Origin of the sequence: Paractinoplanes abujensis (assembly GCF_014204895.1) — a bacterium.
GTDB lineage: Bacteria > Actinomycetota > Actinomycetes > Mycobacteriales > Micromonosporaceae > Actinoplanes > Actinoplanes abujensis.
In genome coordinates this window covers 8,178,059-8,202,229 of sequence record NZ_JACHMF010000001.1, presented here as the reverse complement: position 1 = coordinate 8,202,229, position 24,171 = coordinate 8,178,059, and the positions used below count along the sequence as shown (strand labels likewise).

General features: G+C 72.7%; 18 protein-coding genes and 1 pseudogene. 5 read left to right on the top strand and 14 right to left on the bottom strand.

Annotated elements, in window-relative coordinates; translation table 11 throughout:
• Positions 1-11: 11 nt before the first annotated feature.
• The 5 genes from BKA14_RS37755 to BKA14_RS37735 all read right to left on the bottom strand — a co-directional run bounded on the left by BKA14_RS37755 (position 12) and on the right by BKA14_RS37735 (position 6,462).
• A complete protein-coding gene (locus tag BKA14_RS37755) occupies positions 12-1,055 on the bottom strand; it encodes a hemolysin family protein (RefSeq protein ID WP_184955518.1) in 1,044 nt (347 codons plus the stop codon).
• Positions 1,052-2,344: a hemolysin family protein gene (locus BKA14_RS37750; RefSeq protein WP_184955517.1), complete on the bottom strand. Its 1,293-nt coding sequence runs from the start codon at positions 2,342-2,344 to the stop codon at positions 1,052-1,054. Before BKA14_RS37750 ends, BKA14_RS37755 begins: the two co-directional genes overlap by 4 nt.
• Positions 2,345-2,442: 98 nt before the next feature.
• Entirely contained in the window at positions 2,443-4,113 is a 1,671-nt protein-coding gene (locus tag BKA14_RS37745) for a serine/threonine-protein kinase (protein WP_239092522.1), read from the bottom strand.
• Between the two features lie 31 nt (positions 4,114-4,144).
• Positions 4,145-5,599 (bottom strand): class F sortase, encoded by a 1,455-nt coding sequence (locus tag BKA14_RS45385; RefSeq protein WP_239092523.1) that lies wholly within the window; start codon positions 5,597-5,599, stop codon positions 4,145-4,147.
• An 8-nt stretch (positions 5,600-5,607) separates the two neighbouring features.
• Entirely contained in the window at positions 5,608-6,462 is an 855-nt protein-coding gene (locus BKA14_RS37735; protein ID WP_184955516.1) for a DUF4397 domain-containing protein, read from the bottom strand.
• A 160-nt stretch (positions 6,463-6,622) separates the two neighbouring features.
• Between BKA14_RS37735 and BKA14_RS37730 the strand changes: the two genes are divergently transcribed.
• The gene (locus BKA14_RS37730; protein WP_184955515.1) at positions 6,623-11,164 is read left to right on the top strand and encodes an ATP-dependent helicase; all 4,542 of its coding nucleotides are present in this window, start codon (positions 6,623-6,625) and stop codon (positions 11,162-11,164) included.
• Positions 11,165-11,173: 9 nt separating this feature from the next.
• Here the strand turns inward: BKA14_RS37730 and BKA14_RS45625 are convergent, their stop codons facing one another.
• A complete protein-coding gene (locus BKA14_RS45625) occupies positions 11,174-11,293 on the bottom strand; it encodes an EspF repeat-containing protein (RefSeq protein ID WP_221478528.1) in 120 nt (39 codons plus the stop codon).
• A 920-nt stretch (positions 11,294-12,213) separates the two neighbouring features.
• On the opposite strand from BKA14_RS45625, the gene BKA14_RS37720 reads away from it, so the two are divergent.
• Entirely contained in the window at positions 12,214-12,975 is a 762-nt protein-coding gene (locus tag BKA14_RS37720) for an NAD(P)H-binding protein (RefSeq protein ID WP_184955513.1), read from the top strand.
• A 114-nt stretch (positions 12,976-13,089) separates the two neighbouring features.
• Here BKA14_RS37720 and BKA14_RS37715 read toward each other — a convergent pair whose 3' ends face one another.
• The gene (locus BKA14_RS37715) at positions 13,090-14,016 is read right to left on the bottom strand and encodes an LLM class F420-dependent oxidoreductase (RefSeq protein ID WP_184955512.1); all 927 of its coding nucleotides are present in this window, start codon (positions 14,014-14,016) and stop codon (positions 13,090-13,092) included.
• 85 nt (positions 14,017-14,101) lie between these two features.
• Between BKA14_RS37715 and BKA14_RS37710 the strand changes: the two genes are divergently transcribed.
• Positions 14,102-14,881 carry an SAM hydrolase/SAM-dependent halogenase family protein gene (locus tag BKA14_RS37710; RefSeq protein WP_184955511.1) on the top strand — a complete coding sequence of 260 codons (780 nt, stop codon included), beginning with the start codon at positions 14,102-14,104 and terminating at the stop codon, positions 14,879-14,881.
• Here BKA14_RS37710 and BKA14_RS37705 read toward each other — a convergent pair.
• Positions 14,875-15,540 carry a hemerythrin domain-containing protein gene (locus BKA14_RS37705; protein ID WP_184955510.1) on the bottom strand — a complete coding sequence of 222 codons (666 nt, stop codon included), beginning with the start codon at positions 15,538-15,540 and terminating at the stop codon, positions 14,875-14,877. The two genes, BKA14_RS37710 and BKA14_RS37705, sit on opposite strands and share 7 nt — an antisense overlap.
• 67 nt (positions 15,541-15,607) lie before the next feature.
• On the opposite strand from BKA14_RS37705, the gene BKA14_RS37700 reads away from it, so the two are divergent.
• Together BKA14_RS37700 and BKA14_RS37695 are read left to right on the top strand one after the other, a co-directional pair.
• A complete protein-coding gene (locus BKA14_RS37700) occupies positions 15,608-18,289 on the top strand; it encodes an AfsR/SARP family transcriptional regulator (protein ID WP_184955509.1) in 2,682 nt (893 codons plus the stop codon).
• 3 nt (positions 18,290-18,292) lie between these two features.
• Positions 18,293-19,084, top strand: a complete 792-nt coding sequence (locus BKA14_RS37695; RefSeq protein ID WP_184955508.1) for a DNA-formamidopyrimidine glycosylase family protein — start codon at positions 18,293-18,295, stop codon at positions 19,082-19,084.
• Here BKA14_RS37695 and pspM read toward each other — a convergent pair.
• From pspM to rimO, 6 genes and pseudogenes are all read right to left on the bottom strand, one after another.
• A pseudogene (gene pspM, locus BKA14_RS37690) lies at positions 19,044-19,853 on the bottom strand (phage shock envelope stress response protein PspM); the annotation flags it as partial. The gene BKA14_RS37695 and the pseudogene pspM overlap by 41 nt on opposite strands.
• Positions 19,854-19,877: 24 nt before the next feature.
• Entirely contained in the window at positions 19,878-20,735 is an 858-nt protein-coding gene (locus BKA14_RS37685; protein WP_184955506.1) for a PspA/IM30 family protein, read from the bottom strand.
• A gap of 301 nt (positions 20,736-21,036) precedes the next feature.
• Positions 21,037-21,423 carry a helix-turn-helix domain-containing protein gene (locus tag BKA14_RS37680; RefSeq protein WP_184955505.1) on the bottom strand — a complete coding sequence of 129 codons (387 nt, stop codon included), beginning with the start codon at positions 21,421-21,423 and terminating at the stop codon, positions 21,037-21,039.
• Positions 21,424-21,580: 157 nt separating this feature from the next.
• Entirely contained in the window at positions 21,581-22,072 is a 492-nt protein-coding gene (locus tag BKA14_RS37675; protein WP_184955504.1) for a CinA family protein, read from the bottom strand.
• Positions 22,073-22,081: 9 nt separating this feature from the next.
• Entirely contained in the window at positions 22,082-22,690 is a 609-nt protein-coding gene (pgsA, locus tag BKA14_RS37670) for a CDP-diacylglycerol--glycerol-3-phosphate 3-phosphatidyltransferase (RefSeq protein WP_184955503.1), read from the bottom strand.
• The gene (gene rimO / locus BKA14_RS37665) at positions 22,687-24,147 is read right to left on the bottom strand and encodes a 30S ribosomal protein S12 methylthiotransferase RimO (protein WP_438861934.1); all 1,461 of its coding nucleotides are present in this window, start codon (positions 24,145-24,147) and stop codon (positions 22,687-22,689) included. The genes pgsA and rimO overlap by 4 nt, the downstream gene beginning before the upstream one ends.
• Between the last annotated feature and the right edge of the window lie 24 nt (positions 24,148-24,171).

The window sequence follows — 24,171 nt, the reverse complement described above, 5'->3', positions numbered from 1 at the left end:
TGACGTACAGCTCAGGCGCCCGCCGTGGCCGGCAGCGCGTCGGTCTCGTCGTCGAACCGGCCGATGACCTGTTCCAGCAGGTCTTCCAGGGCGACGAACCCGACCTGGGCCGAATCGTCGCCGGTGACGATCGCGAGCTGGGTGCGGCCGGCCCTCAGGGCCTCGACCGCCTCCACCACGTTGACCCCGGCGCCGAGCAGGAAGGCAGGCTCCATCAGTTCGCCGGCGGTGGCGGCCCGGCCCGTCGCGCTGGCCCGGACGGCCTCACGGACGTGCACGACCCCGACCACCTGCTCGGCGGGGCCGGTGACGGCCAGGCGTGCGCGGCCGCTGGTGAGCGAGGCCAGCTCGATGTCGGCCACCGAAGCCGACTCCGGCACCGACACCAGCTGCGCCGTGGGCAACATGACGTCCCGTACGGGAAGGGAAGCCAGCGACAGCACGCTGGTCAGCAGCTCGCTCTGCTCGGCCTCGATCAGGCCCTCGGCCCGGGACCGGTCGAGCAGGATACGCATCTCGGCCGGCCCGTGCGCCTGGGCCAGCTGGTCCTGCGGGTGCACCCCGAACGGTTTCAGGGCGAGGTTGGCCAGTGCGTTCAGCACGCGCAGGGCGGGGCCGACGATTCGTGCGTACAGCCGGAAGGGCACGGCCAGCAGCATCGCCGAACGCTCGGGGTGGGTGATCGCCCACGACTTGGGCATCATCTCGCCGATCACCAGGTGCAGGAACGTGACGATGATCAGCGCCAGCAGGAACGCGATGACGTGGCTGGCCACGTCGGGCAGGCCGAGGGCGTGCAGCGCCGGGCCGAACAGGTGCTCCAGCGACGGCTCGGCCAGCGCGCCCAGGCCCAGCGAGCACAGCGTGATGCCGAGCTGGGCGCCGGCCAGCATGACGGACAGTTCCTTGGTGCCGTCGAGCGCGGCCTTGGCCGCCCGGCTGCCCGCCGCAGCCGACTGTTCGAGGCGGTGCCGTTTGCTCGCCACCAGGGCGAACTCCGCGGCGACGAAGAAGGCGTTGCCGATCAGCAGCAGCGTGACCCAGAGGGCGTTCATCGTGAGATCCGAACCGTGTGAGGAACGTGCCGGTCGACGCTTTCCACCCGTACGGAAAGGGAACCGCCGTCGAGAGTGACCGAGTCGCCGGCCTTGGCCACCCGCCCGAGCCGGGACAGGACCAGGCCGGAGACCGTTTCGTAGTCGTCGCCCAGGGGCAGGTCGACGCCCGTGGCGTCGGTGATCTCGTCGATCCGCCAGCGGGCGGGGACGAGCCACGAGCCGTCGGGCTGGCGCACCGGGGCGGGCTCGGCCTCGTCGTCCTCGTCGCGGATCTGGCCCACCAGCTCCTCGGCGATGTCTTCCAGCGTGATGATGCCGGCGAAACCGCCGAACTCGTCGACCACGCAGGCGAGCTGGCGGTGGGCCGAGCGCAGCCGTTCGAGCACGGCCGGCAGGTGCAGCGACGACGGGACCAGCACCGGGGCCGACATCACCGACGCGATCGACGTGGTGGCGCGGTCGGCGGGGGCGATGGCCAGGATGTCCGCGATGCCGACGACACCGACGATCTCGTCGACGACGTCCCCCCGTACGGGGAAACGGGAACGGTGCGTGTCGAGGAGCGCGACCACATCGGCCGCCGTGGCCGTGGCCGGAACCGTGTGGACGTCGACGCGCGGGATCATCGCCTCGGCCGCCGTGCGACCCCGGAAGTCGAGACCGCGGTCGAGCAGCGAGGACAGGTCGGCGTCGAGCCCGCCGTTGGCCCGGGACTCGCGGATGATCTGCTCGAGATCCTCCTCGGTGGCGCCCTCGGGCAGCTCCTCGATCGGCTCGATGCCGATGCGCCGCAGCAGGCCGGCGGCCGTGCGGTCGAAGAGCCGGATGATCGGGCCGAACACCGTGAGATACATCAGCGTGGACCGGCTCAGCGCCTTGGCCAGGGTCTCGGCGCGGGCGATGGCGAGGTTTTTCGGGGCCAGCTCGCCGAACACCATCTGCACGATGGTGGCGATGAGCAGGGCCGCGGCGACCGACACGCCCATGCTGACCGCGGTGGGCACGCCGGCGTCGTCGAGCAGCGCGGCCAGGCCCTCACCGATGAACGGCTCGGCCACATAACCCACCAGGAGTGCGGTCACGGTGATGCCGAGTTGCGCCCCGGACAGGACGAAGGAGAGACGCTCGGTGACCTTGAGAGCCCGGGCCGCGGCCTGATCGCCCTGTTCGGCGTCGGCGCGTAGCTTGCCGCGGTCGGCCGCGACGTATCCGAACTCTTGCGCGACGAAGTAGCCGGTGACGGCGGTCACCACGAGCACCAGGAGAAGGCCGGTGATGATCAACACGGCCGGGGGAATCTGACGGGACGCCGGGCCGAGCCCGGCTGTCTACTGCCGCTCATGACCGACGACCCTAGCAACCAACACTGAAGGATTGCTGTGAATCAGCCGCCCGTACGCTGGGCGTAGAACGTGGTCAGCACCATGTTGATCTTCGCCAGGTCACCCGTCCAGTCGAACTCGCGGGTGGCCCAGCTGATCGCGAAGCCGCGGTCCGCCTTCACGAACCAGCGGGTCTGGGCATGCATGAGCACGCCGTCCCGCTTGTACCGATATTCCCAGTCCGCGGTCTTGTTGAGCAACGGCGTCCGCTGCAGCGCCAACTCGTCGTAGCCGGGCAGGGCACCCGACCGCACGAGCCGGGTCGCCTCGGCACGGCACGCCTTGACCGGGTCGGCGGCCGGGTTCCGCCCCGTGTCCAAGCTCAACACAGTGTCACCGACCGGGTCGCGGAAGCAGTACGTGGTGCCGATCCGCTGCCACGTCCAACCGTCAGGCACGGGCATGTGGAAACCGGAGCCATTGGTGAAATACGACCAGCCGGGGAACAGGGTCCAGCCGCTGACCCCACGCGACGCGCCCTTCAACGGAAGCACCGGGAGCTTGGCCGGCGCCGGCCGGTCGCAGGTCAAAGCGGAGAAACCGGCCGCCACCGGTTTCGCGCCGGTCGACACGGGCGGCGCGGCCGGGGTGGCGGGCACATCCCGTACGAGATAACCGGCCAGGATGCCACCCACCCCGAGCACGGCGACCAGCGCCAAACCGGCCGCGACCAGGGACAGCTGCCGCTTCTCGGACGCGGGCAGCGTGATCGGGGACGACGCCGTCGGAGTGTGGGCCGCCCGCACCTCGGCCGACTGATCAACTTCGGCCCCGATGACGGCCCGCACCCGCCGCGGGGACGGCACCTTGGGCGGCACCGGAGTCGACGCGACGATCATGCGGAGGCGGCGCTCGGTCTCGGACGCGGTGAGCCGGTCACGCGGATGGCGGCGCAACAACCCGGTCAGCACGGGACCGAGCATCCCGGCCCGGGACGGCGGATCCGGCTCCTCCGTGGCCAGCGCCATCAAGGTGGCCATGGCGTTCTCCCGGGCGTACGGGGCGCGGCCCTCCACGGCGGCGTAAAGCGTGGCACCCAGCGACCACAGGTCGGACTCGGGCAAGGACGTGCCGTCGCGGGCCCGCTCGGGCGACACGAACTGCGGGGAACCGACCACCAGGCCCGGCCCGGTCACAGCACCGTCGTCGACGAAAGTGGCCAAGCCGAAATCGGTCAGCACCACCCGACCGTCATGACCGATCAGCACATTGTGCGGTTTCACGTCACGGTGCAGCACACCGGCCGCGTGGGCGGCGCGCAACGCGTCGAGCAGGGCCACCCCGATCCGCGCGGCCGTGGCCGGCGAGAACGGGCCGTCCTCGTGGATGACCTGGTGCAGCGAACGCGACGGCACGTACTCCATGACGATCCACGGCAGACCGTCGGCGTGCACGACGTCATAGATGCGGACCACGTGGGGGTGGTTGAGCCGGCCGGCGCTGCGGGCCTCACGCAGGGTGCGGTCGCGCAGACGCGCGCGTTCCTCGTCGCTCATCCAGTCGGGCGGGACGAACTCCTTGACCGCCACATCACGGTCGAGCATCTCGTCGCGGGCGCGCCAGACCCGGCCCATGCCGCCCGAACCGACCGGTTCGCCGAGGCGATACCGACCGGCGACGAGCATGCGTCCGACCGCCATCCCGCCCCCACCCGTCGACTCGATCTCCACCATAGACACGGCCTCCCGGACAGCGGAACGACGATCACCCGGCCACCGCGTAGACCACGAGGTTGTCGCGGTACGAGCGCAGCGATCGATCAAAGACACCGCCGCACGTGATGAGACGCAGCTGGCGGTCCGGCGTGGGGCCGTACACCTCCTCGGTCGGGAAATCGGTCTTCGGATACCAGCGGGCGGCCGTGACTGTGAAGCTGACTACTTGGCCGCCGCGGACCACCTCGACACGGTCGCCGGGGGTGAGCTCGCGCAGGCGGAAGAAGACTGCGGGGCCGGATCTGGAATCGACGTGGCCGGCTATGACCGCGGGGCCGGTGTCGCCGGGGGCGGTGCCGTCGGCGTACCAGCCGGCTTGGGCGAAGTCGACCGGCGGCTGCAGGGATCGGTCGGGGCCGAGCTGGAGGGACTCCAGCGGGGTGTCGATGCCGATGGCGCTTATGCGGAGCTTGGTGGGGGCGCCTTGGGGGGCCTGGGCGAGGCTGCCGAACGGGTCGTTGGCGGGGCGTTGGGTCTCGGTCGGCGGCTTGGTGACGGCGCCTGGTGCGGTGCCGTTTCCGGCTGCGGTTCGGGAATTGGCTGCGGTCTTCGCATCGGCTGCGGTTCCTGCCCTCGAGTCGACTTTGGAGCCGAATCCGGCCCAGCGGCCGAGGTCGGCGGGGGTGCGGCCGGTGACGGCCACATATCCGGCGGTGGCGATGACGGCGGCTGCCGCGGCGGCTGTGATCGGTAGCGCCAGACCCCTCTTTCGTACTGAGTCCGGGCGGTCCTTCGGTAGCTGGGCAGGGGCTTCCACCGGCGGCAGAATCGTGTCGTCGAGGGCAACGGCGGTTTCCCGTACGGGGGAAGGAGTGCTGGTGGGCACGGGGTGATCGGGGGTGGGCGCCCGGATGGGTGGCGGGACGATCGTGGCCGGCTCGGGCGGGACCGCCTCCCGCGCGGCGGACGAGGTGCCGGCGCGCTGGAGTTCGGCCGGCTGGGGCTCGGCGGGCTGGGGCTCGGCCAGCTGAGGCTCGGCGTTGGGGAAGACGCGGCGGGGGAAGGGCGTGGCGGGCTGACCCAGACGTAGCTTCCGGCTCGGCTTGGGGCGCGGGATCGAGAGGGCGCCGGGCACGAGGGCGCGGGCTCTGATCGTTGCGGGCTTGACGACCTTGGCCCGGCCGCGGGCGATCCAGCTGATCTCGGTGTCGCCGAGCGGCGGGACGATCGGGACGGGGACCGCCTCGTAGCGGGACGACGCCTCCGGGGTCTCTCGGCGGCCCGGCGTGTCCTGCCGGCCGGGTGAGTCGGGGCCGCCCGGCGTGGCGCGCTCGGACGGCGTGGCGCGCTCGGACGGCGTGGCGCGCTCGGACGGCGTGGCGCGCTCGGACGGCGTGGCGCGATCCGGCGGCGTCGGGCGAGTGGGTAGTGCGGCGGGGTCGGGTGGTGCCGGGCGGCCGGGGAGTTTGATGATCAGTGGGGTGTCGGAGTCGTCGGCTTTCACCGGGGGCCTCAGGCCGTGCGGGACCGGCGGCGGAGGGCAATCACCGACGCACCCGTGATCAGGGCGGCGACCGCGGCCGCGGCCGCGACGAGTGGGCCGGCCGGGCGGTCGCTGAGGGCTGTGCCACCGGCGCCGGTGGCGACGCTGCCCAGCGGGACGGTGCCTTGGCGTTCCGCGTCGACGTGCAATTCCGGTTTGAGGCCGCCCCCGTCGTCGTCCAGCACGATCAGCGAGTAGACGCTGCCCGCGCCCAGCGTGCAGGGCAGTTCGCTGGTGTTGCCACCGCCCGCGGGCACGACCCGCACGCTCCAGCGGCCGGGGTTGACCTCGCGGTAGGCGGTCGTCGTGGCGAACTGGACGCTGTCCGCGATCTTCGTGCCGTTCTTGCCCGCCACGTCGAGCACGGGCGCCTTGACCGAGGCCTGGATGATGCGCACCTTCGACTTGCCGGGGTCGGGCAGGCGCAGATCGTCCTTGAGCACGCGCAGACCCAGGTCGGCGAAGCGGCCCACGCCGGCCACCGTGTAGGCGCCCCTGTCGGCCACGCCGACCTCGGTGGTGATAACAGGCGGCTCGCTCGCGGGGGCGCCGGCCTTGCGCATGGCGACCTGGTAGGCCCCGGTGGGCAGCCGCAGGTAACGCGACATGTCGCCGTAGGCCACCGCGCGGAACGTCTGCGGCTCGACCGCACCGGTGGTGGACCGCAGGTAGACGTCGACCGCGGGGGTGTCCGGCGAGAGGTGGGCCAGGCGCACATAGCCACTGCCCGCGGCGGCGCGCGCCGGGGCCGCGGTGAGCAGGACGATCGCCAGCGCGGCGGCACCGGCCGCGAGGCGCCGCAGAGGGCGGACCGGGAGGACCATGGAGCCTCCTTTCAGTGGCGCCCATGTTTATCCAGCGTCGTTCGTTCACACCATGGTGCGCGCGGTCAGGAAATTTCGCTGCCCGGACGTCCGCCCCGTGCCCGGATGACCATTTCGCGAGGGTTCGGTTTTTGTCGTACCCCCGAGGGAGCATGGATCCATGCAAGAAGTCCTGGAGCAATTCGGTCCGGCCACCCGCGAGTGGTTCACGGCCGCCTTCGCCGCGCCCACCGCGGCGCAGGCGGGCGCCTGGCGGGCGGTCGGCGCCGGGCGCAACGCCCTCGTCGTCGCGCCGACCGGCTCCGGCAAGACGCTGGCCGCGTTCCTCTGGTCGCTGGACCGGCTGGCTCGCGAGCCCATGCCCGAGGATCCCAAGCGCCGCTGCCGGGTGCTCTACGTGAGCCCGCTCAAGGCGCTGGCGGTCGACGTCGAGCGCAACCTGCGGGCCCCGCTCACGGGCATCCGGCAGGCGGCCGGCCGGCTCCAGCTCCCCCCGCCCGACATCACGGTCTCCATGCGCACAGGGGACACTCCGGCCGACGAGCGCCGGCTGTTCGCCCGCACCCCGCCCGACATCCTGATCACCACCCCCGAGTCGCTGTTCCTGCTGCTGACCTCGGCCGCGCGTGATTCGCTGCGCGGGGTCGAGACGGTGATCATCGATGAGGTGCACGCGGTCGCCGCCACCAAGCGCGGCGCGCATCTGGCGCTCTCCCTGGAGCGGCTCGACGCGCTGCTCGGCCGTCCGGCCCAGCGCATCGGCCTGTCCGCCACCGTCCGCCCGATCGACGAGACGGCCCGGTTCCTGGGCGGGGCGCACGACGTCGAGATCGTTCAGCCGCCCAGCGCCAAGACGATCGAGGTCGCGGTCGAGGTCCCGGTCGAAGACATGACCCGGCTCGACGAGGTGCCCGACGTCGACCCCGACGACCCGGGCGCCGGCCGCAACACGCCGTCCATCTGGCCTGCCGTCGAGGAGCGCGTGCTCGACCTCATCGAGAGCCACCGGTCCACGATCGTCTTCACCAATTCGCGGCGCGGCGCCGAGCGCCTGTGCGCCCGCATCAACGAGCTGGCCGCCGAGCGCGCCGGGGCCGAGGCGGCCGAGCCCGTCAAGCCCCCGGCCCAGATGATGGCCCAGGCCGGTCAGGCCGGCGGCGCGCCTCCGGTGGTCGCCCGGGCCCACCACGGCAGCGTCTCCCGCGAGGAACGCAAACAGATCGAGGAGGCGCTGAAATCGGGCCAGCTGCCCGCCGTGGTCGCGACCTCCAGCCTCGAGCTCGGCATCGACATGGGCGCGGTCGACCTGGTGGTGCAGATCGAGGCGCCGCCCTCGGTTGCGGCCGGGCTGCAGCGCATCGGCCGGGCCGGTCACCAGGTGGGCGCGGTCTCCCGGGGCGTGGTCTTCCCCAAGCATCGGGGCGACCTCGTCTCGTGTGCGGTGGTGGCCGACCGGATGAGCGCCGGCGCGATCGAGGAGCTGCGTTATCCGCGCAACCCGCTCGACGTGCTGGCCCAGCAGATCGTCGCGATGGTGTCGCTCGACGCGTGGCAGGTCGACGAGATGGCCGCCCTGGTGCGCCGGGCCGCGCCGTTCGCCGAGCTGCCCGATTCGGCGCTGCACGCGGTGCTCGACATGCTCTCCGGCCGCTATCCGTCCACGGCCTTCGCCGAGTTGCGCCCCCGCCTGGTGTGGGATCGCGGCACCGACGAGCTGACCGGCCGCCCCGGCGCCCAGCGGCTCGCCGTCACCAGCGGCGGCACGATTCCCGACCGGGGCATGTTCGGCGTGTTCCTGGCCGGTTCGGAGCGCGCGTCGCGGGTCGGCGAGCTCGACGAGGAGATGGTCTACGAGTCCCGCGTGGGCGACGTGTTCCTGCTCGGCTCGACGTCGTGGCGCATCGAGGACATCACGCCCGACCGGGTGCTGGTCTCCCCCGCGCCCGGCGCGCCGGCCAAGATGCCGTTCTGGAAGGGCGACTCCCCCGGCCGGCCGATCGAGCTGGGCCGCGCGATCGGCGCCCAGCTGCGCGCGCTAACCCGGGCCGACGACGAGAAGGCGACCGCCACGCTGCGCGAGTCCGGGCTCGACGAGTGGGCCGCGGGCAACCTGCTGGCTTATCTCCGCGAGCAGCGGGAGGCGACGCGTAATCTGCCCGACGACCGGACGGTGGTGGTCGAACGCTTCCGCGACGAGCTGGGCGACTGGCGCATGACCGTCCACTGTGTGCTCGGGGCCCGGGTGAACGCGCCCTGGGCGCTGGCCATCGGGCGGCGGCTGTCCGAGCGTTACGGGGTCGACGGCCAGGTCATGCCCTCCGACGACGGCATCGTGGTGCGCCTGCCCGACACGGCGGAGGAACCGCCCGGGGCCGACCTGGTCGCGTTCGACCCCGAGGAGATCGCGCAGCTGGTCGAGGAGACGGTCGGCACGTCGGCGCTGTTCGCGTCCCGGTTCCGGGAGTGCGCGGCCCGTTCGCTGCTGCTGCCCCGCCGTGACCCGCGCCGCCGTCAGCCGCTCTGGCAGCAGCGGCAGCGCTCGGCCCAGCTGCTCGATGTGGCCCGCGAGTTCGCCGATTTCCCGGTCACGCTCGAGGCCGCCCGCGAGTGCCTGCAGGACGTGTTCGACCTGCCCGGCCTGACCGGCCTGATGCGCGAGCTGGCCGGCCGCAAGGTGCGCCTGGTCGAGGTCGAGACCCCGCGGCCGTCGCCGTTCGCCCGGTCCCTGCTGTTCGGCTACGTGGGGGCCTTCCTCTACGAGGGCGACGCCCCGCTGGCCGAGCGCCGCGCGGCCGCCCTGGCTCTCGACTCGACGCTGCTGGGTGAGCTGCTGGGCCGGGTCGACCTGCGGGAGCTGCTCGACCCGGACGTGGTCGGCGAGACCGAGGCGCAGCTGCAGTGGCTCACCACTCAGCGGCAGCCGCGGGACGCCGAGGACGCGGCCGAGCTGCTCCGTCTGCTGGGCGATCTCTCCCCGACCGAGCTGGCCGTGCGCGGGGTCGAGGAGTCGTGGCTGTCCACGTTGGAGACGAGTCGCCGTGCCATCCGCATCCGGGTGGCCGGTGAGGAACGCTGGATCGGCATCGACGACGCCGGCCGTTACCGGGACGCGCTCGGCGTCGCGCTGCCGGTGGGTCTGCCCGAGGCCTATCTGTCGTCGGTCGCCGACCCGCTGGGCGATCTGGTGGCGCGTTACGCGCGCACGCACGGGCCGTTCGCGGCGGCCACCTGCGCGGCGCGGTTCGGGCTCGGCGTCTTCGTGGTGGAGCAGGCACTCAAGCGGCTCTCGGCGACCGGCCGGGTGGCGCAGGGCGAGTTCTCCCCCGGCGGCGCGGGCAACGAATGGTGTGACGCCGAGGTGCTGCGCATGCTGCGGCGCCGGTCGCTGGCCGCCCTGCGCCGCGAGATCGAGCCGGTGCCGCCGCGCGTGCTGGCCGCGTTCCTGCCGCGCTGGCACCAGATCGGCGGCAACGCCCGCGGGATCGACGCGCTGGCCGCCTCGATCGAACAGCTGCAGGGCATCGCGGTGCCCGCCTCGGCCTGGGAGAGGCTGGTGCTGCCGGCCCGCGTGGCCGACTACGCGCCGCCGATGCTCGACGAGATGAGCAGCGGCGGTGACGTGCTCTGGGCGGGCTCCGGGTCGATCGGCAACAACGACGGGTGGATCACGCTGGCCTACGCCGACGCCGCTCCCCTGCTGCTGCCCCCGCCCGACGAGGAGTTCGCCGCCACCCCGCTGCACCAGGCCGTGCTGGACGCGTTGGGCGACGGGCAGGCTTTGTTCTTCCGCTCGCTCTCCGATCGGGTAGGCGCCACCGACGACGTCAAGCTGGCCGCCGTCGTGTGGGATCTGGTCTGGGCCGGCCACCTCACCAACGACACGCTGGCTCCGCTGCGGGCCCTGCTCGGTGGCAGCGGCGCCCACAAATCAAAAGCAGCCCCCGCCCGTACGAGGTATCGCCGCCCCGGCCGCCCGGTCATGCCCGCCCGCAGTGGCCCGCTCATGATGGCCGGTCGCTGGTCCCGGCTGCCCGACCGCGACCTCGACCCGACCCGTCGCGCCGCCGCCCTGGCCGATCTGCTGCTCGAACGGCACGGCGTGGTCACGCGCGGCGCCGTCATGTCGGAGGGCCCGGTGGGCGGGTTCGCCGGGGTCTATCCGGTGCTCGGCGCGCTCGAGGAGCGGGGCGCGGCCCGGCGGGGCTATTTCGTCGAGGGCCTGGGGGCGGCGCAGTTCGCCGTGCCCGGTGCGGTCGACCGTCTGCGGGCCCTGGCCGAGCCGGCCGAGCTGGCCAAGCGCATCGGGGTCACGGCTGTGGTGCTGGCCGCGACCGACCCCGCCAACCCGTACGGGGCGGCGCTGCCCTGGCCCGAGCGCATCATCGACAGCGGCGACGGCGAGCCGGTCGCCAAGGCGGGCCACCGCGCGGGCCGCAAGGCGGGCGCCCTGGTCGTGCTGGTCGCGGGTGAGGTGATCCTCTACGTGGAACGCGGCGGCCGCACCCTGCTGTCGTTCGTGGACGATCCCGAGGCCCTGATCGCGGCGGGCCAGGCGCTGGCCGGCGCGGTGCGGTCGGGTGCCCTGGGCGCCATGTCGGTGGAACGGGCTGACGGCGAGTCGGTGCACTCGTCCCCGCTGCGCGACGCGTTGACGGCGGCCGGTTTCCGCGCCACGCCGAGGGGGTTGCGCTTGCGGGGCTGAGCCGCCGGCTCAGTCGTGGCGGTGCGCCGAGATCGGCCGCGACTGCTCACACCTGGGCGGTTGCCGCCAGGCGGGCCAGTTCGGCGCAGGGGGTCGCGGGTGGGAGGCGGCCGGCCGCGTAGGCCGCAGGGGTCACGCCCATGAACGAGCGAAAGTCGCTGATCATGTGGGCCTGGTCGAAGAATCCGGCGTCGTCGGCCACGGCGGCCCACCGCCGGGCGGCGCCGGCTTGGCCGGGAGCGTGGCGCACCCGGGAGGCGTCGGCCTGGTCGGGCGCGTGGCGCACCAGGGAGGCGTCGGCCTGGCCGGGCGCGTGGCGCACCCGGGAGGCGTCCGCCTGGTCGGGAGCGTGGCGCACCCGAGAGGCGTCGACCTGATCGAGGACGCGGCGCACGCGGGAGGCGTCGGCCTGGGCGAGGACGCGGCGCACGCGGGTGATGCGGGCGTAGTGCTTGGGTGAAAGGCCGGTCTCGCGGGCGAAGATGTTGCGCAGGTGCCGTTCGCTGACGCCGAGCCGGGCGGCCACGTCGGCCAGACGGGGCACAGTGGACAGTTCACGGACGGCCGCCGCCAGCAGACCGCCTGCCTGTCCGGCGACGCGCGCGCCGATCGCATCCTGCAGCACGGCCAGCACCCGGGTGGTGTCCCGCCCGGCGGCGATCAGGGCGTCGGCCACCTCCGTGGCGTCCGGGCCCCACAGGTCGGTCAGCGGCAGCGTCTTGTCGACCAGGGCCTGCACCGGCACCCCGAGCGTGGCCCGGGCCACGCCGGGGCGCAACCGCAGCCGTACGCAGACCGGGACGCCCTTGACCGGGTGGTAGCGGCCCCGGGTGCGCGGCCCCACCACGTACAGGTCGCTCCGGCCGGTTGTCGTGGTGCGGAACGCGAGCGCCGTGGCGGGGTCGGGCAGCTGGACCGCCGTCGTGCCGTCGGTCAGCGCGATCACTTCGGGGTCGGCCAGCACGGGTCCACGCTAGCCCTCCGATGTCCGGCCGGGGAGTGCCGAAACTTCCAATACGCCGGGCCCGGCCGACGGCACGGTGGGTGGCATGATTCTGGTTCTCGGTGCCACCGGCACTACCGGCTCCGCCCTGATCGAGGCGCTGCTCGCCCGCGATCACCCGGTCACCGCGGTCACCCGCGAGCCGGCCCGTGTCCGGCCCAGGAAGGGACTGACGGTCACGACGGGGATCGTTCCGGCTGATGCGATCTATCTGGTCGCGCCGGCGGGACCGGAGATCGCGGAGCATGATCGGCGCAATCTGCGGGCCGCCCTCGACGCGGGGATCGGCCGGGTGGTCAAGCTGTCGGCCATCGGGGCTGACGACGACCGGCTGGGCGGCTGGCATCAGCCGGGCGAGGTGGCGGTCCGGGCGAGCGGGTTGCGATGGACGATTCTGCGGCCGACCACGTTCGCGTCGAACTCGCTGGCCTGGGCGCCCGACATCAGGGCGGGGCGGCCGATCGCGAATTTCTGGGGCGACGGCCGGCAGGGCGTGATCGATCCGGACGACGTCGCCGAGGTCGCCGCCGAGGCGCTGACCGGCGACGACCATCATGGACGGACCTACACGCTGACCGGGCCCGAGCTGATCACGGTGCCCGAGCAGGTGGCGGTCCTCGGCGAGATCCTCGGGGTGGGCGCCACCGCGAAAGACACGCCACCCGAGGGGGTCGGTGTCTTCGCGGACGGCGCCCGTTTCGTCCGGGACGGCCACAACGCGATCGTCACGGACGACGCCGAGCAGATCCTCGGCCGCCGGCCGGCCCCGTTCCGGGCTTGGGCTGACCGCAACCGCGCGAGATTCTGAGGCGGCGGCCCACAAGCGGACGCGGCGAGGCGGCCGACCCGAATACGGACGCGGCGAAAGCAGACGGCCCACGGCGGACGGCCCACAAGCGGACCGCCCACAAGCGGACGGCGGTCAGAGCTGCGGCGCCACCGCGGAAGCGACCAGCTCGATGTGGTCGAGGTCGCCCACGTCGAGCACCTGCAGGAACATGCGGGTGGCGCCGGCCTCCCCGTAGGCCCGGATGATCTCGGCCGCCTGGTCGGGGGTGCCGACCACACCACCGTTCTCGCGCATCTCGTCGACCTCGCGACCGATCGCCGCGGCCCGCCGGCGGACCTCGGCGTCGTCGCGGCCCACGCAGAGCACCGCCGCGGCCGAGAACGCCGGCGGGGTCGCGCGCCCGATGGCCGCTGAGGCCGCCCGCACCCGCTCGTACATCGGCGCGATGTCGGCCACCTTGGAGAACGGGACGTTGAACTCGTCGGCGAAGCGGGCGGCCAGCGCGGGCGTCCGCTTCTTGCCGTGACCGCCGACGATCACCGGCGGGCGCGGCGCCTGCGCCGGCTTGGGCAGGGCCGGCGAGTCGTTGATCTGGTAGTGCTTGCCCTGGAAGTCGTAGGTGCGGCCGAGCGGCGTCGACCACAGACCGGTGATGATCTCGAGCTGTTCCTCGAGCCGGTCGAAGCGCTCGCCGACCGGCGGGAACGGGATGCCGTAGGCGGTGTGCTCGGCCTCGAACCAGCCGCCACCGAGCCCGAACTCGATGCGGCCGCCGCTGATCTGGTCGGCTTGAGCGACCGCGATGGCCAGCGGGCCGGGCAGCCGGAAGGTGGCCGACGTGACCAGCGTGCCGAGCCGGATGCGGGAGGTCTGCACCGCCAGTGCGGCCAGGGTCAGCCACGCGTCGCTGGGCCCGGGCAGCCCGTCGCCACCCATCGTGAGGTAGTGGTCGGACCGGAAGAACCCGTCGTAGCCGCTGGCCTCGGCCGTCTGCGCGACTTTGCGCAGATCGTCGTGGCTGGCCCCCTGCTGGGGTTCGGTGAAGATCACGAGACGCATGACTCCAACCCTGCCAGATCGGATCCGGCGCGCCCTGTGGAACCTGCCACACACGATCCGTAGCAAGGCAGTAACGTTTCTCACCATGGCCGGGTATGCATGGATCAGTTTCACCACCGACTACGGAACGTTCGACGGCTTCGTCGCGGCGTGCCACGGGTCGATCGCCCGTATCGCGCCTGATGTGCGCGTCATCGACGTCACACATCACGTGCCCCCGGCCGATGTGGCCCGCGGCGCGGCGGTGCTGGCGCAGACGGCGCCGCATCTGCCCCCGAGCGTGCACGTCGCCGTGGTCGACCCCGGTGTGGGCACGTCCCGCCGCGGTGTCGTGCTCACCACGCCCAACGGGCTGCTCGTCGGCCCCGACAACGGCCTGCTGATCTGGGCCGCCGAGGCGCTGGGGGGCATCGAGGCGGCGCACGAGATCCGCAGCGACGGCACCGTCTCCAGCACGTTCCACGGGCGTGACGTCTTCGCTCCGGCGGGGGCCCGGCTCGCCCTCGGCGCCAAGCCCGCGGAGGCCGGCCCCGAGGTCGACAAGGATTCCCTCGTACGCCTGCCCGACCCCGTCGTCACGGTCGGCGACGGCTGGGTCGAGGCCGAGGTGCTCACCGTCGACCGGTTCGGCAACGTCCAGTTGGCCGCGGGCGGCGACCAGTTGCGCGGCCTGGGCACGGATCTCGTGCTCAACGGCACGGTCAGCGCTCGCCTGGGCCGCACGTTCGCCGACGTCGGCCAGGGCGACCTGTTGGTCTTCGAGGATTCGGCCGGTCACGTGGCGATCGCCGTGAACAACGGCCGGGCGGTCGTCGTGCTCTCGGTCACCCCCGGCGACGTCGTCAAGATCGCCACACGTCAGTAGACGCGCACCCGATCGCGCGACGCGATGTAGGTCCGCTCCCCGGCGAGCCGCCACAGCAGCCGTACGGGCAGAGGCAGTTCGCCGAGGAAGCGGCGCCGTTCCGCCTCGGAGGCCTCCTCCAGGATCGAGCCGAGGAAGACGAGCGCCATCTTGCCCTTGGGCAGCACCTCCTTGCCCCGGTCGCCGACTGCCTTCCACTCGGCCGGGGTGAGGTGCTCCTCGATCAACGGCAGGATCTCGCGCTCCTCGTCGGCCAGGTGCTCGTCGAGGGCGACCGCCGCCTGCGCGATCACGTCGGCCAGCTCGTCCCGGTCGTCGGCGAGCGCGCGGTCGCGCCACCGCGGCAGGAGCTCGTTGATCCGCTGGAGCGGCTCGTGCAGGCGGTGGTGCTGCGCCTCCATCCGGTGGATCAGGCCGGCGTGCATCTTCGCCCGTCGCAGCAGCAGCGGCCAGACCAGATCGTCCTCGGCGCTGTGATGGTGGTGCAGCCCGAGCGCGATGTTGGCCAGGTGGGCGCCGAGCACCTCGGCGCGGGCCGTGTCGCCGGGCGCGACCGCGCGTACCAGGGCGGGCAGGATGCGGAACTCGCGCCGGAACACCCGGTGGACGAGGACCATGTCCCAGGTGTCGGTGCGTTCGATGGTGGAAGCCGAAGTCATGCGTCCACAGTCGCAACGTCGACTTGCAGACTGCCTGCAAGCCACCTGCACTCCTATGCTCTGACCCGTGCTGATCGGCAAGGTGCTCGGGTCCACCGAGATCGAGGTGGACGGCGCGGTCGCCGACCTGGGTGGCCCGCTGCCGCGACGGCTCGTCACCGCGTTGCTCGCCGCCGAGGGCCGGCCGGTCGCGGAGCCCACGCTGGCCGAGGCGATCTGGGGTGACGAGGCGCCCGCCAACCCGACGTCCTCCCTGCAGGCGTACGTCTCCCGGCTGCGCCGCACGTTGGGCCGCCCGGCGCTGGCCCGGGCCGGTGAGGGGTATCGGCTCGCCGTCGACGACACCGATGCGGCCCGGTTCGCGGCCGATGTGCGGCGCGGTCGTGAGCTGCTGGCCGGCGAGCGTCCGGGCGAGGCGTTGCGACTGTTCGACACGGCCCTGGCCCGGTGGCGGGGCGACGCCTACGCCGACCTGCCGCACACCTATGCCCGCCCGGCCCTGGAGGAGTTGCGCGCCGTGGCCGAGGAGGAGCGCCTGGCCGCGCGTCTGGCCGCCGGTGACGCGCCCGGCGTGACCGGCGACCTGGAGGCGGCCGTCGCCGCCGAGCCGTATCGCGAACGCCGCTGGGAGCTGCTCATCCTGGCGCTCTACCGCGGTGGCCGGCAGGCCGACTCGCTGGCCGCGCTGCGCCGCGTGCGCAAGCGGCTCGCCGACGACCTCGGCATCGATCCCGGCCCGGCGTTGCAGGAGCTGGAGGGCCGGCTGCTGGCCCAGGACCCGGGGTTGTTGCTGCCGTCCCGGCCCGTTCCCGCCGTACGGCCGCTCTCGCATTTCTTCGGACGCACCGCCGAGCTGTCCGCCCTGACCGCGCTGCTCGGTTCCGCGCGCCTGGTCACGCTGGTCGGCCCGGGTGGCGCGGGCAAGACCCGGCTGGCGATCGAGTACGCAGCGGTGCTCGACCCGTGGTTCGTCCGCCTGGCCGACGTGACCGAGCCGGCGCTGGTGCCTGCCGCCGTCGCCGCAGCGGTCGGGGTGCGCGGCGCCACGACCGACGCGATCGCCACCGCGCTGGGTGACCGGCCCGGCCTGCTGCTGCTGGACAACTGCGAGCACGTCGTGGCCGCGGTCGCGGAGCTGGCCCTGGAAGTGCTCGCCCGCTGCCCCCACCTGCGGGTGCTGGCCACCAGCCGGGAACCGCTGGCGGTCGACGGCGAGAGGCTGCTCCCGGTGGCGCCGCTGCCCGCGGCTGACGCGATCGCGCTGCTGACCGATCGGATCACCGGTGTCCGCCCCGGCTGGCGGCCCGGTCCCGAGGAGTCGGCGACGCTGGCCGGTCTGGCCGCGGCCCTCGACGGCATCCCGCTCGCGCTGGAACTGGCGGCCGCCCGAGCCCGGGTCCTCGGCCTGGCGGAACTGCTCGAGATGCTGCGCGACCGGTTCCCCGCGCTGGGCCCGGTGCCGCGCGGCGCCCTCGCCCCGCACGAGACGCTGGAGGCCGCGGTGGCCTGGAGCGTCGACCTGCTCGGAGCCCACGACCGTGCCATGCTCCTGCGGCTGTGGCCGTTCGAGGGCGGCTTCCCGCTGTCCGCCGTCGACGACGACCTGGACGCCCTGTCGGCACTGGTCACCCGTTCGGTGGTGGTGGCCGACACAACTGTCACCCCGGCCCGCTACCGGCTGCTGGAGATCGTCCGGGCCTACTGCCGGCAGCACGATCCCGATCCCACGGGCAGCCGCGAGCGGCACGCGGCCTGGGTCCGGCGGCTCGTCGAGCAGCACGCGCCGCTGCTGCGGGGCGACCGCTCGGCCCGCTCCATCCGCGTGCTCAACCGCGAACTGCCCAACCTGCGGGCGGGCATCCGCCACGACCTGGACCGGCGTCCGGTCGCCGCGTTGCGCACGGCCGGCCTGCTGGAATGGTTCTGGTTCCGGGGCGGGCTCGTCGCCGAGGGACTGCCGCTGCTGCGGGCCGCGCTGGCCGCCGCCCCGGACGCTCCGCCCACCGACCGGGCCCGGGCCCACCTCAGCCTCTCGCTGCTGCGCTACATGGCGGGCGACCTCGGCGCCACCACCGACATGTACGCGGGACTCGACCTGCTGCGGGACCGGCCCGATCACGAAGGCGAGATCCTGGCCGCTCAGGGCGCCTACTACGAGTCGCTCTACTGGTCGTTCCGCGGCCAGTTCGACCGGGCCGTCGAGCCCGCCCGCCGCTCGATGCGGACGGCGACCCGGATCGGGGAGGAGTGGATCCTGCCCGCCTCCACGATGTCGCTCGGGGCCGCCCTGGCCGGGTCGGGCGAGCTGGAGGAGGGCCGCCGCGAACTGGCCCGGGCCGGGGCCGAGGCGGACGCCCGGAGTCAGAGCTGGACGGCTGCCATGTGCGGGTTGCTGCTGGCCCGGGCCCTGCTGATCGAGCCCGTACGGCCGGCCGAGGCGCTCACCGCCGTACGGCGGGCCCTGGATCTTTTCGCGGAGGAGGACGACATCGGCAACGTGCTGGCCAGCTTGCACACCGGGGCGTACGCGATGGCCTTGACCGGCCGCACCGAGCGGGCGGCCCGGTTGCTCGTGGCTGCGCGCCGGGCCGCCGGGCGCCGCGGCATCGACCTCGACGTGGCCGACCCGATCCGTACGGCCGGCCTGTCCGCGGTGATCCCCGCCCCGGTGCTGGCCGCGGCGGCGGGAATCGGTGACGACGAGTCGGCCCTGCCGGAGTTGCTCGAGCCCAAAAACGGGAACAATTGAGCCATGCCGGAGGGCGATACCGTTTGGAACACCGCGCGCGTGCTGGAGAAGGCGCTGCAGGGTGACGTGCTGACCGGCTCCGACTTCCGGGTGCCGCGGCTCGCCACCACCGATCTCAGCGGCTGGCTGGTCGCCGAGTCGGCCAGCCGGGGCAAGCATCTGCTGCTGCGGCTCACCCGCGACGGCGAGACGCCACTCACCCTGCACTCGCATCTGCGCATGGAGGGTGCCTGGCGGGCGTACGCGCCGGGTGAACGCTGGACGGGCCGCCCGGCCCACCTGATCCGCGTCGTGCTGCGCACCCAGCGGTCGGTAGCCGTCGGTTATCACCTGCACGAAGTCGAGCTCTATCCCACGGCCGAGGAGGACCGGCACGTCGGGCATCTGGGGCCGGACCTGCTGGGCGCCGACTGGGACGCCGAGGAGGCCGTACGGAGGATCGCCGCCCAGCCGGAGACGACCATCGCCGAGGCCCTGCTCGACCAGCGCAACCTGGCCGGGGTGGGTAACCTCTACAAGGCCGAGACCCTGTTCCTGCGTGGACTGTGGCCGTGGACGCCGGTGTCGCAGGTGGCCGACCTGAGCGGAGCCGTCACGCTGGCGCAGAAACTGGTGGCATCCAACCGCGGGCGCTGGACGCAGACCACGACCGGCTCGCTGCGGCGCGGCGAGACCAGCTATGTCTACGGGCGGCGGGCCAAGCCGTGCCGGCGGTGCGCCAGCGCGATCCAGAAGGACGAGAAGGGCGAACGGATCACGTACTGGTGCCCGCGTTGTCAGCCGCGGCCTGCTTGAACACCGTGGTCGGCGTGCGTTTGAGCTCCGACAGCCCCTCGGCGAAGCCGCGCAGCCGGTCGGTCGCGTCGATGAGGCTGCCCAGCGCCGGGTGCGCGCCTTCGGCGACCGGGTGGCCGTCCTCGGCGACGTAGCTCGCGGCCGCCGCGACCAGTCGCTCGTACGCGTCGACGCCCTCGGTGAACTGCGTGGCCAGCGACCCGTGCGACTCGGCCAGGGCGGCGCGCTGGTCGGGCGGGGTCAGCGGGAGGGCCCGTTCGACGCTGGCCACCCGCTGGCCGAGATCGCGCAGCCACTCCTCGGCCACTGCCGCCTCGAGCAGGGCGCCCTCGCCGGGGCCGTGCAGGCGACCGGCCAAGGCGGTCAGGGTGGCCGCGGCGCGGTCGAGCCTGTCCCAGGCCTGGGTGATCTCGGAGCCGCGCAGGGCGTAGCGGTTCTTCTGCCGGCGCACCTCGTTCATCACCGTGCGACCGGCCGGGAACCGCTCGAGGGCCGCGCTGAGCTTGGCCCCGGGCAGCACCGGCGGGGGCGGGGGCGGCGCCGGGGTGGCGGCCAGCTCACGATGGTCGCTGTGCCGCCACCAGGCCAGCGCGATCGAGGAACCGGCGGCGCCGGCCCAGATCGCGTCGGCCCAGCCGATCCCCGCGTAGGGAGTGAGGACGGCGGTGGCCGCGGCCAGCCCGCCTCCCAGCACGCTCCACCGCCGCGCCGAACCGCGCAGCCGCTTGAGTCGCCGGAAGTATCTGGTCCGCTCGTCCACCGTCGTCCTCCCCTGTGTGCGACGTCTGTCGCGTCAGCCGGCGGCGGTCGTGTCGCCGCGCTTCTGATTCATGCTGGCCCGGATCTCGTCGAGCCGGGCCACGCTGGCCGGGTCGGCGGCCGGACCGGCCTGCTCGACCGCGGGCTGGGCCGGAGCCGCACCGAGCTTGTCGCCCGCCATGCTGGCGCGGATCTGCTCGAGCCGGGACGAACCGGCCATGTCGAGGCTGGACTTCTGCACCTCGAGCATGCGGCCCTCGACCGAGTTGCCGGCCAGCTCGGCGCGACCCATCGCGTCGGCGTAGCGGCGCTCGATCTTGTCGCGCACCTCGTCCAGCGACGGAGTGTTGCCCGGCGCGGCCAGCGACGACATCGACTCGAGCGACTTGGCCACGGTCTCCTGCATCTTGGCCTGCTCGAGCTGGCTCAGCAGACGCGAGCGCTCGGCGATGCGCTGCTGCAGCACCATGGCGTTGTTCTCCACGGCCTTGCGGGCCTGGCCCGCCGCCGAGAGCGCCTGGTCGTGCAGCGTCTTGAGGTCCTCCATCGACTGCTCACCCGAGACGAGCTGGGTCGCCAGCGTCTGGGCGGTCGACTCGTACTTCTGGGCCTCGGACTCGTCGCCGCCGGCGCGGGCCCGGTCGGCCAGGACGAGCGCCTGCCGTGCCATGCCCTGCAGCTTCTCGACCTCGGACATCTGCCGGGACAGCTTCATCTCCAGCTGACGCTGGTTGCCGATCACCGCCGCGGCCTGCTGCACAAGAGCCTGGTGCTGGCGCTGCGCGTCCTCGATGGCCTGCTGGATCTGAACCTTCGGGTCGGCGTACTCGTCGATCTTCGCGCCGAAGAGCGCCATCATGTATCGCCAGCCCTTGACGAACGGATTCGCCATCTCGCGGTATCCCCTCAATGTCGCTCAGTCGGGTCCGCCACCGACGCAGATCGAGGAGCTGTCGCGATGGCGAGTTACCTGGTGTGGTCATGCCATCGTGTCAGCTCGACGCCACCGACGTCACGTGACCTCCGGGGGATCTCAGGGTGTCCCCCAGGCTTCGAGGCTACGCGCTGTCCCCGGTCGGGGTCGATCCCGAGGGGCCGTCCCCGAGGAGCCACAGCAACCTCACAGGGCACAAAAAGGAAACGGGCCGGATCCGCTCCCGGAAGAAGCAGAACCGGCCCGGCTCAAATGATCTCTAGGCGGCGTAGACGACGTCGCGTTGCGGCTTGCGAGTCGCGTGCAGGGTCGCCTTGAGCGGCGAATCCTGACGGACCTTGACCGACACGTTGCCGTCGGCGGCGACACTCTTCTTGCTGTCGTCGACGGGAACCAGCACACCGTCCATGTCCTCGGCGAGGGACAGCGTGTCGCCGACCTCGCGGAGAAGCTCGGAGAGCCGTGCGCCGAGAGCGTCACAGATGGCGGCGAGCAGCTCGCTGGACGCTTCCTTCTGGCCGCGCTCGATCTCGGACAGGTAACCGAGGCTGACATTCGCGGCGGTGGACACCTCGCGCAGCGTGCGGTGCTGCCCCTGCCGGCGCGCCCGTAGTGCGTCGCCGATGACCCGGCGTAGCAGGACCATGGCACCTCCTCCTGCGGCGGGGCCGCCGGCACACGCCGGAGGCTTCCCGCAACCGTACCCGCTGCCGGCGATACCGACATCCCGCCCCGCCGAATTCTGCGGGGCCCGGCCGCGGGGCCTTCACGTAACCTCAATGATCAATGGAACATTCCCCAGCTCAAACCGCAGCGGGGGCGTCCTTGAGACAGTCTGCGAGCAGGAGTAGCGCCCTCGTCACACTTTCAGTGCGGATCGCCGCCCGATCACCGTCGAGATTCAGCTCACGTACCTGCGCCCCGGCCGGCCCGGCCACGGCCACGTAGACCAGGCCCACCGGCTTGCCGTCCTGCTTCTCCGGCCCGGCGACCCCGGTCGTGGCCACGCCCCAGGTGGCGCCGCAACGCTCCCGGACCCCCTCGGCCAGCGCCTTCGCGACGTCGGGATCCACCGCGCCGCGCTCGGCCAGAAGCTGCTCCGGCACGCCGGCCAGACGGTGCTTCATCTCCGTGGCGTAGACGACCACGCCGCCGAGATAGACCGTGCTCACGCCCTCGATCTCGACCACGGTCGCGGCCACCGACCCACCCGTCAGCGACTCGGCGGTGGCCAGCGTCTCCCGGCGTTCCTTCAGCCTGCGCACGGCCACCTGGGCCGCGATCTCAGTTCCCACGAGGAAAGTCTAGGCTTCCGAACCCTTGGCCCGCCGGGCATCCCGCCGCAGGCGCAGCGCCTCGATCACATAGTCCACACCGGTCACGACGGTCACGAGAGTGGCCGCGCCCATGAGCCACGGGCCGACGATGTCGAACGGTTCTGGGACGGGCCACAGATACCAAGCGATGGCGGCGATCTGCAGCATGGTCTTGAGCTTGCCGCCGCGGCTGGCCGGGATGATGCCGTACCGGATGACCCAGAACCGGAGCGCGGTGATGCCCCACTCGCGGAACAGGATCAACAGGGTCACCCACCAGGGCAGCCGGTCGTAGACCGACAGCAGGACCAGCGCCGTGCCGGTCAGGGCCTTGTCGGCGATCGGATCGGCGACCTTGCCGAACGAGGTGACCAGCGACCAGCGCCGGGCGATCCAGCCGTCCACGAAGTCGGTCGCCGAGGCCACGCAGAAGACCAGGCAGGCCACGATGCGCGGGCCGGTGCCGGTGAGCTGCGAGGAGACGACCAGGCCGAGGAAGACCGGCACCAGCACGATCCGCACCACGGTGAGGATGTTCGCCGCGTTGTACGGCGAGACCGTCCGCGGAGCGGTCACCGGGACCGGCTCGTCGGTCACCGCGGGGACACCGGCGCCGCTGAGATCATCTCGACCGGCACGGCGATCAGGTCGACGCCCTCGGTCGCGGTGACCCGGGCCCGCACGAAGTCGCCGGGGCGCAGCGCGGCCAGGTCGACCCCGCTGCTGTCGGAGACGAGCGTGGTGGAGCCGTCGACCTCCGGGGCCTGGTGCTCGGCGCGACCCTCGACGTCGCCGTCCTCGATCGTGTCGACCAGCACCTCGACGATCGAGCCGAGCCGCTCCTCGGCCCGCTGGTTGCAGAGCTCGTCGGCCAGCGTGACGATCCGGTCGTACCGGCGCTTGATCGTGTCTTCCTTGACCTTCTTGTCGAGCCCGGCCGCCTCGGTGCCGTCCTCGTCGCTGTAGTCGAAGACACCGATGGCGTCGAGCCGGGCCTCGGACAGGAAGCGCACCAGCTCGTCGACGTCGGCCTTGGTCTCGCCGGGGAAGCCGACGATGAAGTTGCTGCGCGCGCCGGCCGCCGGGGCCAGCTCGCGGGCCGAGGCGAGCAGCTCGAGGAACCGGTCGGTGGAGCCGAAACGCCGCATCCGGCGCAGCAGGGGCTCGCTGGAGTGCTGGAACGAGAGGTCGAAGTAGGGCGCGACACCAGGCGTGGTGGCGATCGCCTCGACCAGGCCGGGACGGGTCTCGGCGGGCTGCAGATAGCTGGCCCGCACCCGCACGATGCCGTCGACCCGGGCCAGCTGCGGCAACAGCTTCTCGAGCAGACGCGGGTCGCCGAGATCCTTCCCGTACGAGGTGCTGTTTTCACTCACCAGCACCAGCTCGCGCACGCCGCTCTTGGCCAGCCACTCGGCCTCGGCCAGCAGCTCCTGCGGGTCGCGGGACACGAAGGCGCCGCGGAAGGAAGGGATCGCGCAGAACGCGCACTTGCGGTCGCAGCCGCTGGCCAGCTTGAGGCTCGCGACCGGGGAGTTGTCGAGCCGCCGGCGCAGCACCGGGCGCAGGTGGGCCGGGGTGTGCTCGTCGACGGTGGCGTGACCGGGGATGACGACGTGGGCCGACTGGCGCTGCACGGGCGTGATCGGCAACAGCTCGCGCCGGTCGCGCGGGGTGTGCGCGTCGAACTTCTCGCCGGCCATCACCCCGTCGAGCCGGGCCGCGATGTCGGTGTAGTCGTCGAAGCTGACCACCGCGGCCGCCTCGGGCAGGCTGTCGGCGAGCTCCTTGCCGTAGCGCTCGGCCATGCAGCCGGCCGCCACCACCTTGGCCCCCGTGTCGGCCGCGGCGAGCAGCGTCTCGATCGAGTCCTGCTTGGCCTTCTCGACGAAGCCACAGGTGTTGACGACCACCACATCGGCCCCTTCGGCGTCGGTGCTCACCTGCCAGCCACCGGAGTCGAGACGGGCCGCGAGCTCTTCCGAGTCGACCTCGTTACGGGCACAGCCGAGGGTGAGCAGGGCGACACGACGGGGAGAAGGAGTTACCGACACCAGGCAAGGTTAGCCGGGTTCGCA

Bases quoted from the DNA above. Each gene is read 5' to 3' on its own strand.
- BKA14_RS37755 (WP_184955518.1), bottom strand. From the start codon at position 1,055: ATGAACGCCCTCTGGGTCACGCTGCTGCTGATCGGCAACGCCTTCTTC.
- BKA14_RS37745 (WP_239092522.1), bottom strand. From the start codon at position 4,113: ATGGTGGAGATCGAGTCGACGGGTGGGGGCGGGATGGCGGTCGGACGC.
- BKA14_RS37735 (WP_184955516.1), bottom strand. From the start codon at position 6,462: ATGGTCCTCCCGGTCCGCCCTCTGCGGCGCCTCGCGGCCGGTGCCGCC.
- BKA14_RS37730 (WP_184955515.1), top strand. From the start codon at position 6,623: ATGCAAGAAGTCCTGGAGCAATTCGGTCCGGCCACCCGCGAGTGGTTC.
- BKA14_RS37720 (WP_184955513.1), top strand. From the start codon at position 12,214: ATGATTCTGGTTCTCGGTGCCACCGGCACTACCGGCTCCGCCCTGATC.
- BKA14_RS37715 (WP_184955512.1), bottom strand. From the start codon at position 14,016: ATGCGTCTCGTGATCTTCACCGAACCCCAGCAGGGGGCCAGCCACGAC.
- BKA14_RS37710 (WP_184955511.1), top strand. From the start codon at position 14,102: ATGGCCGGGTATGCATGGATCAGTTTCACCACCGACTACGGAACGTTC.
- BKA14_RS37705 (WP_184955510.1), bottom strand. From the start codon at position 15,540: ATGACTTCGGCTTCCACCATCGAACGCACCGACACCTGGGACATGGTC.
- BKA14_RS37695 (WP_184955508.1), top strand. From the start codon at position 18,293: ATGCCGGAGGGCGATACCGTTTGGAACACCGCGCGCGTGCTGGAGAAG.
- BKA14_RS37685 (WP_184955506.1), bottom strand. From the start codon at position 20,735: ATGGCGAATCCGTTCGTCAAGGGCTGGCGATACATGATGGCGCTCTTC.
- BKA14_RS37680 (WP_184955505.1), bottom strand. From the start codon at position 21,423: ATGGTCCTGCTACGCCGGGTCATCGGCGACGCACTACGGGCGCGCCGG.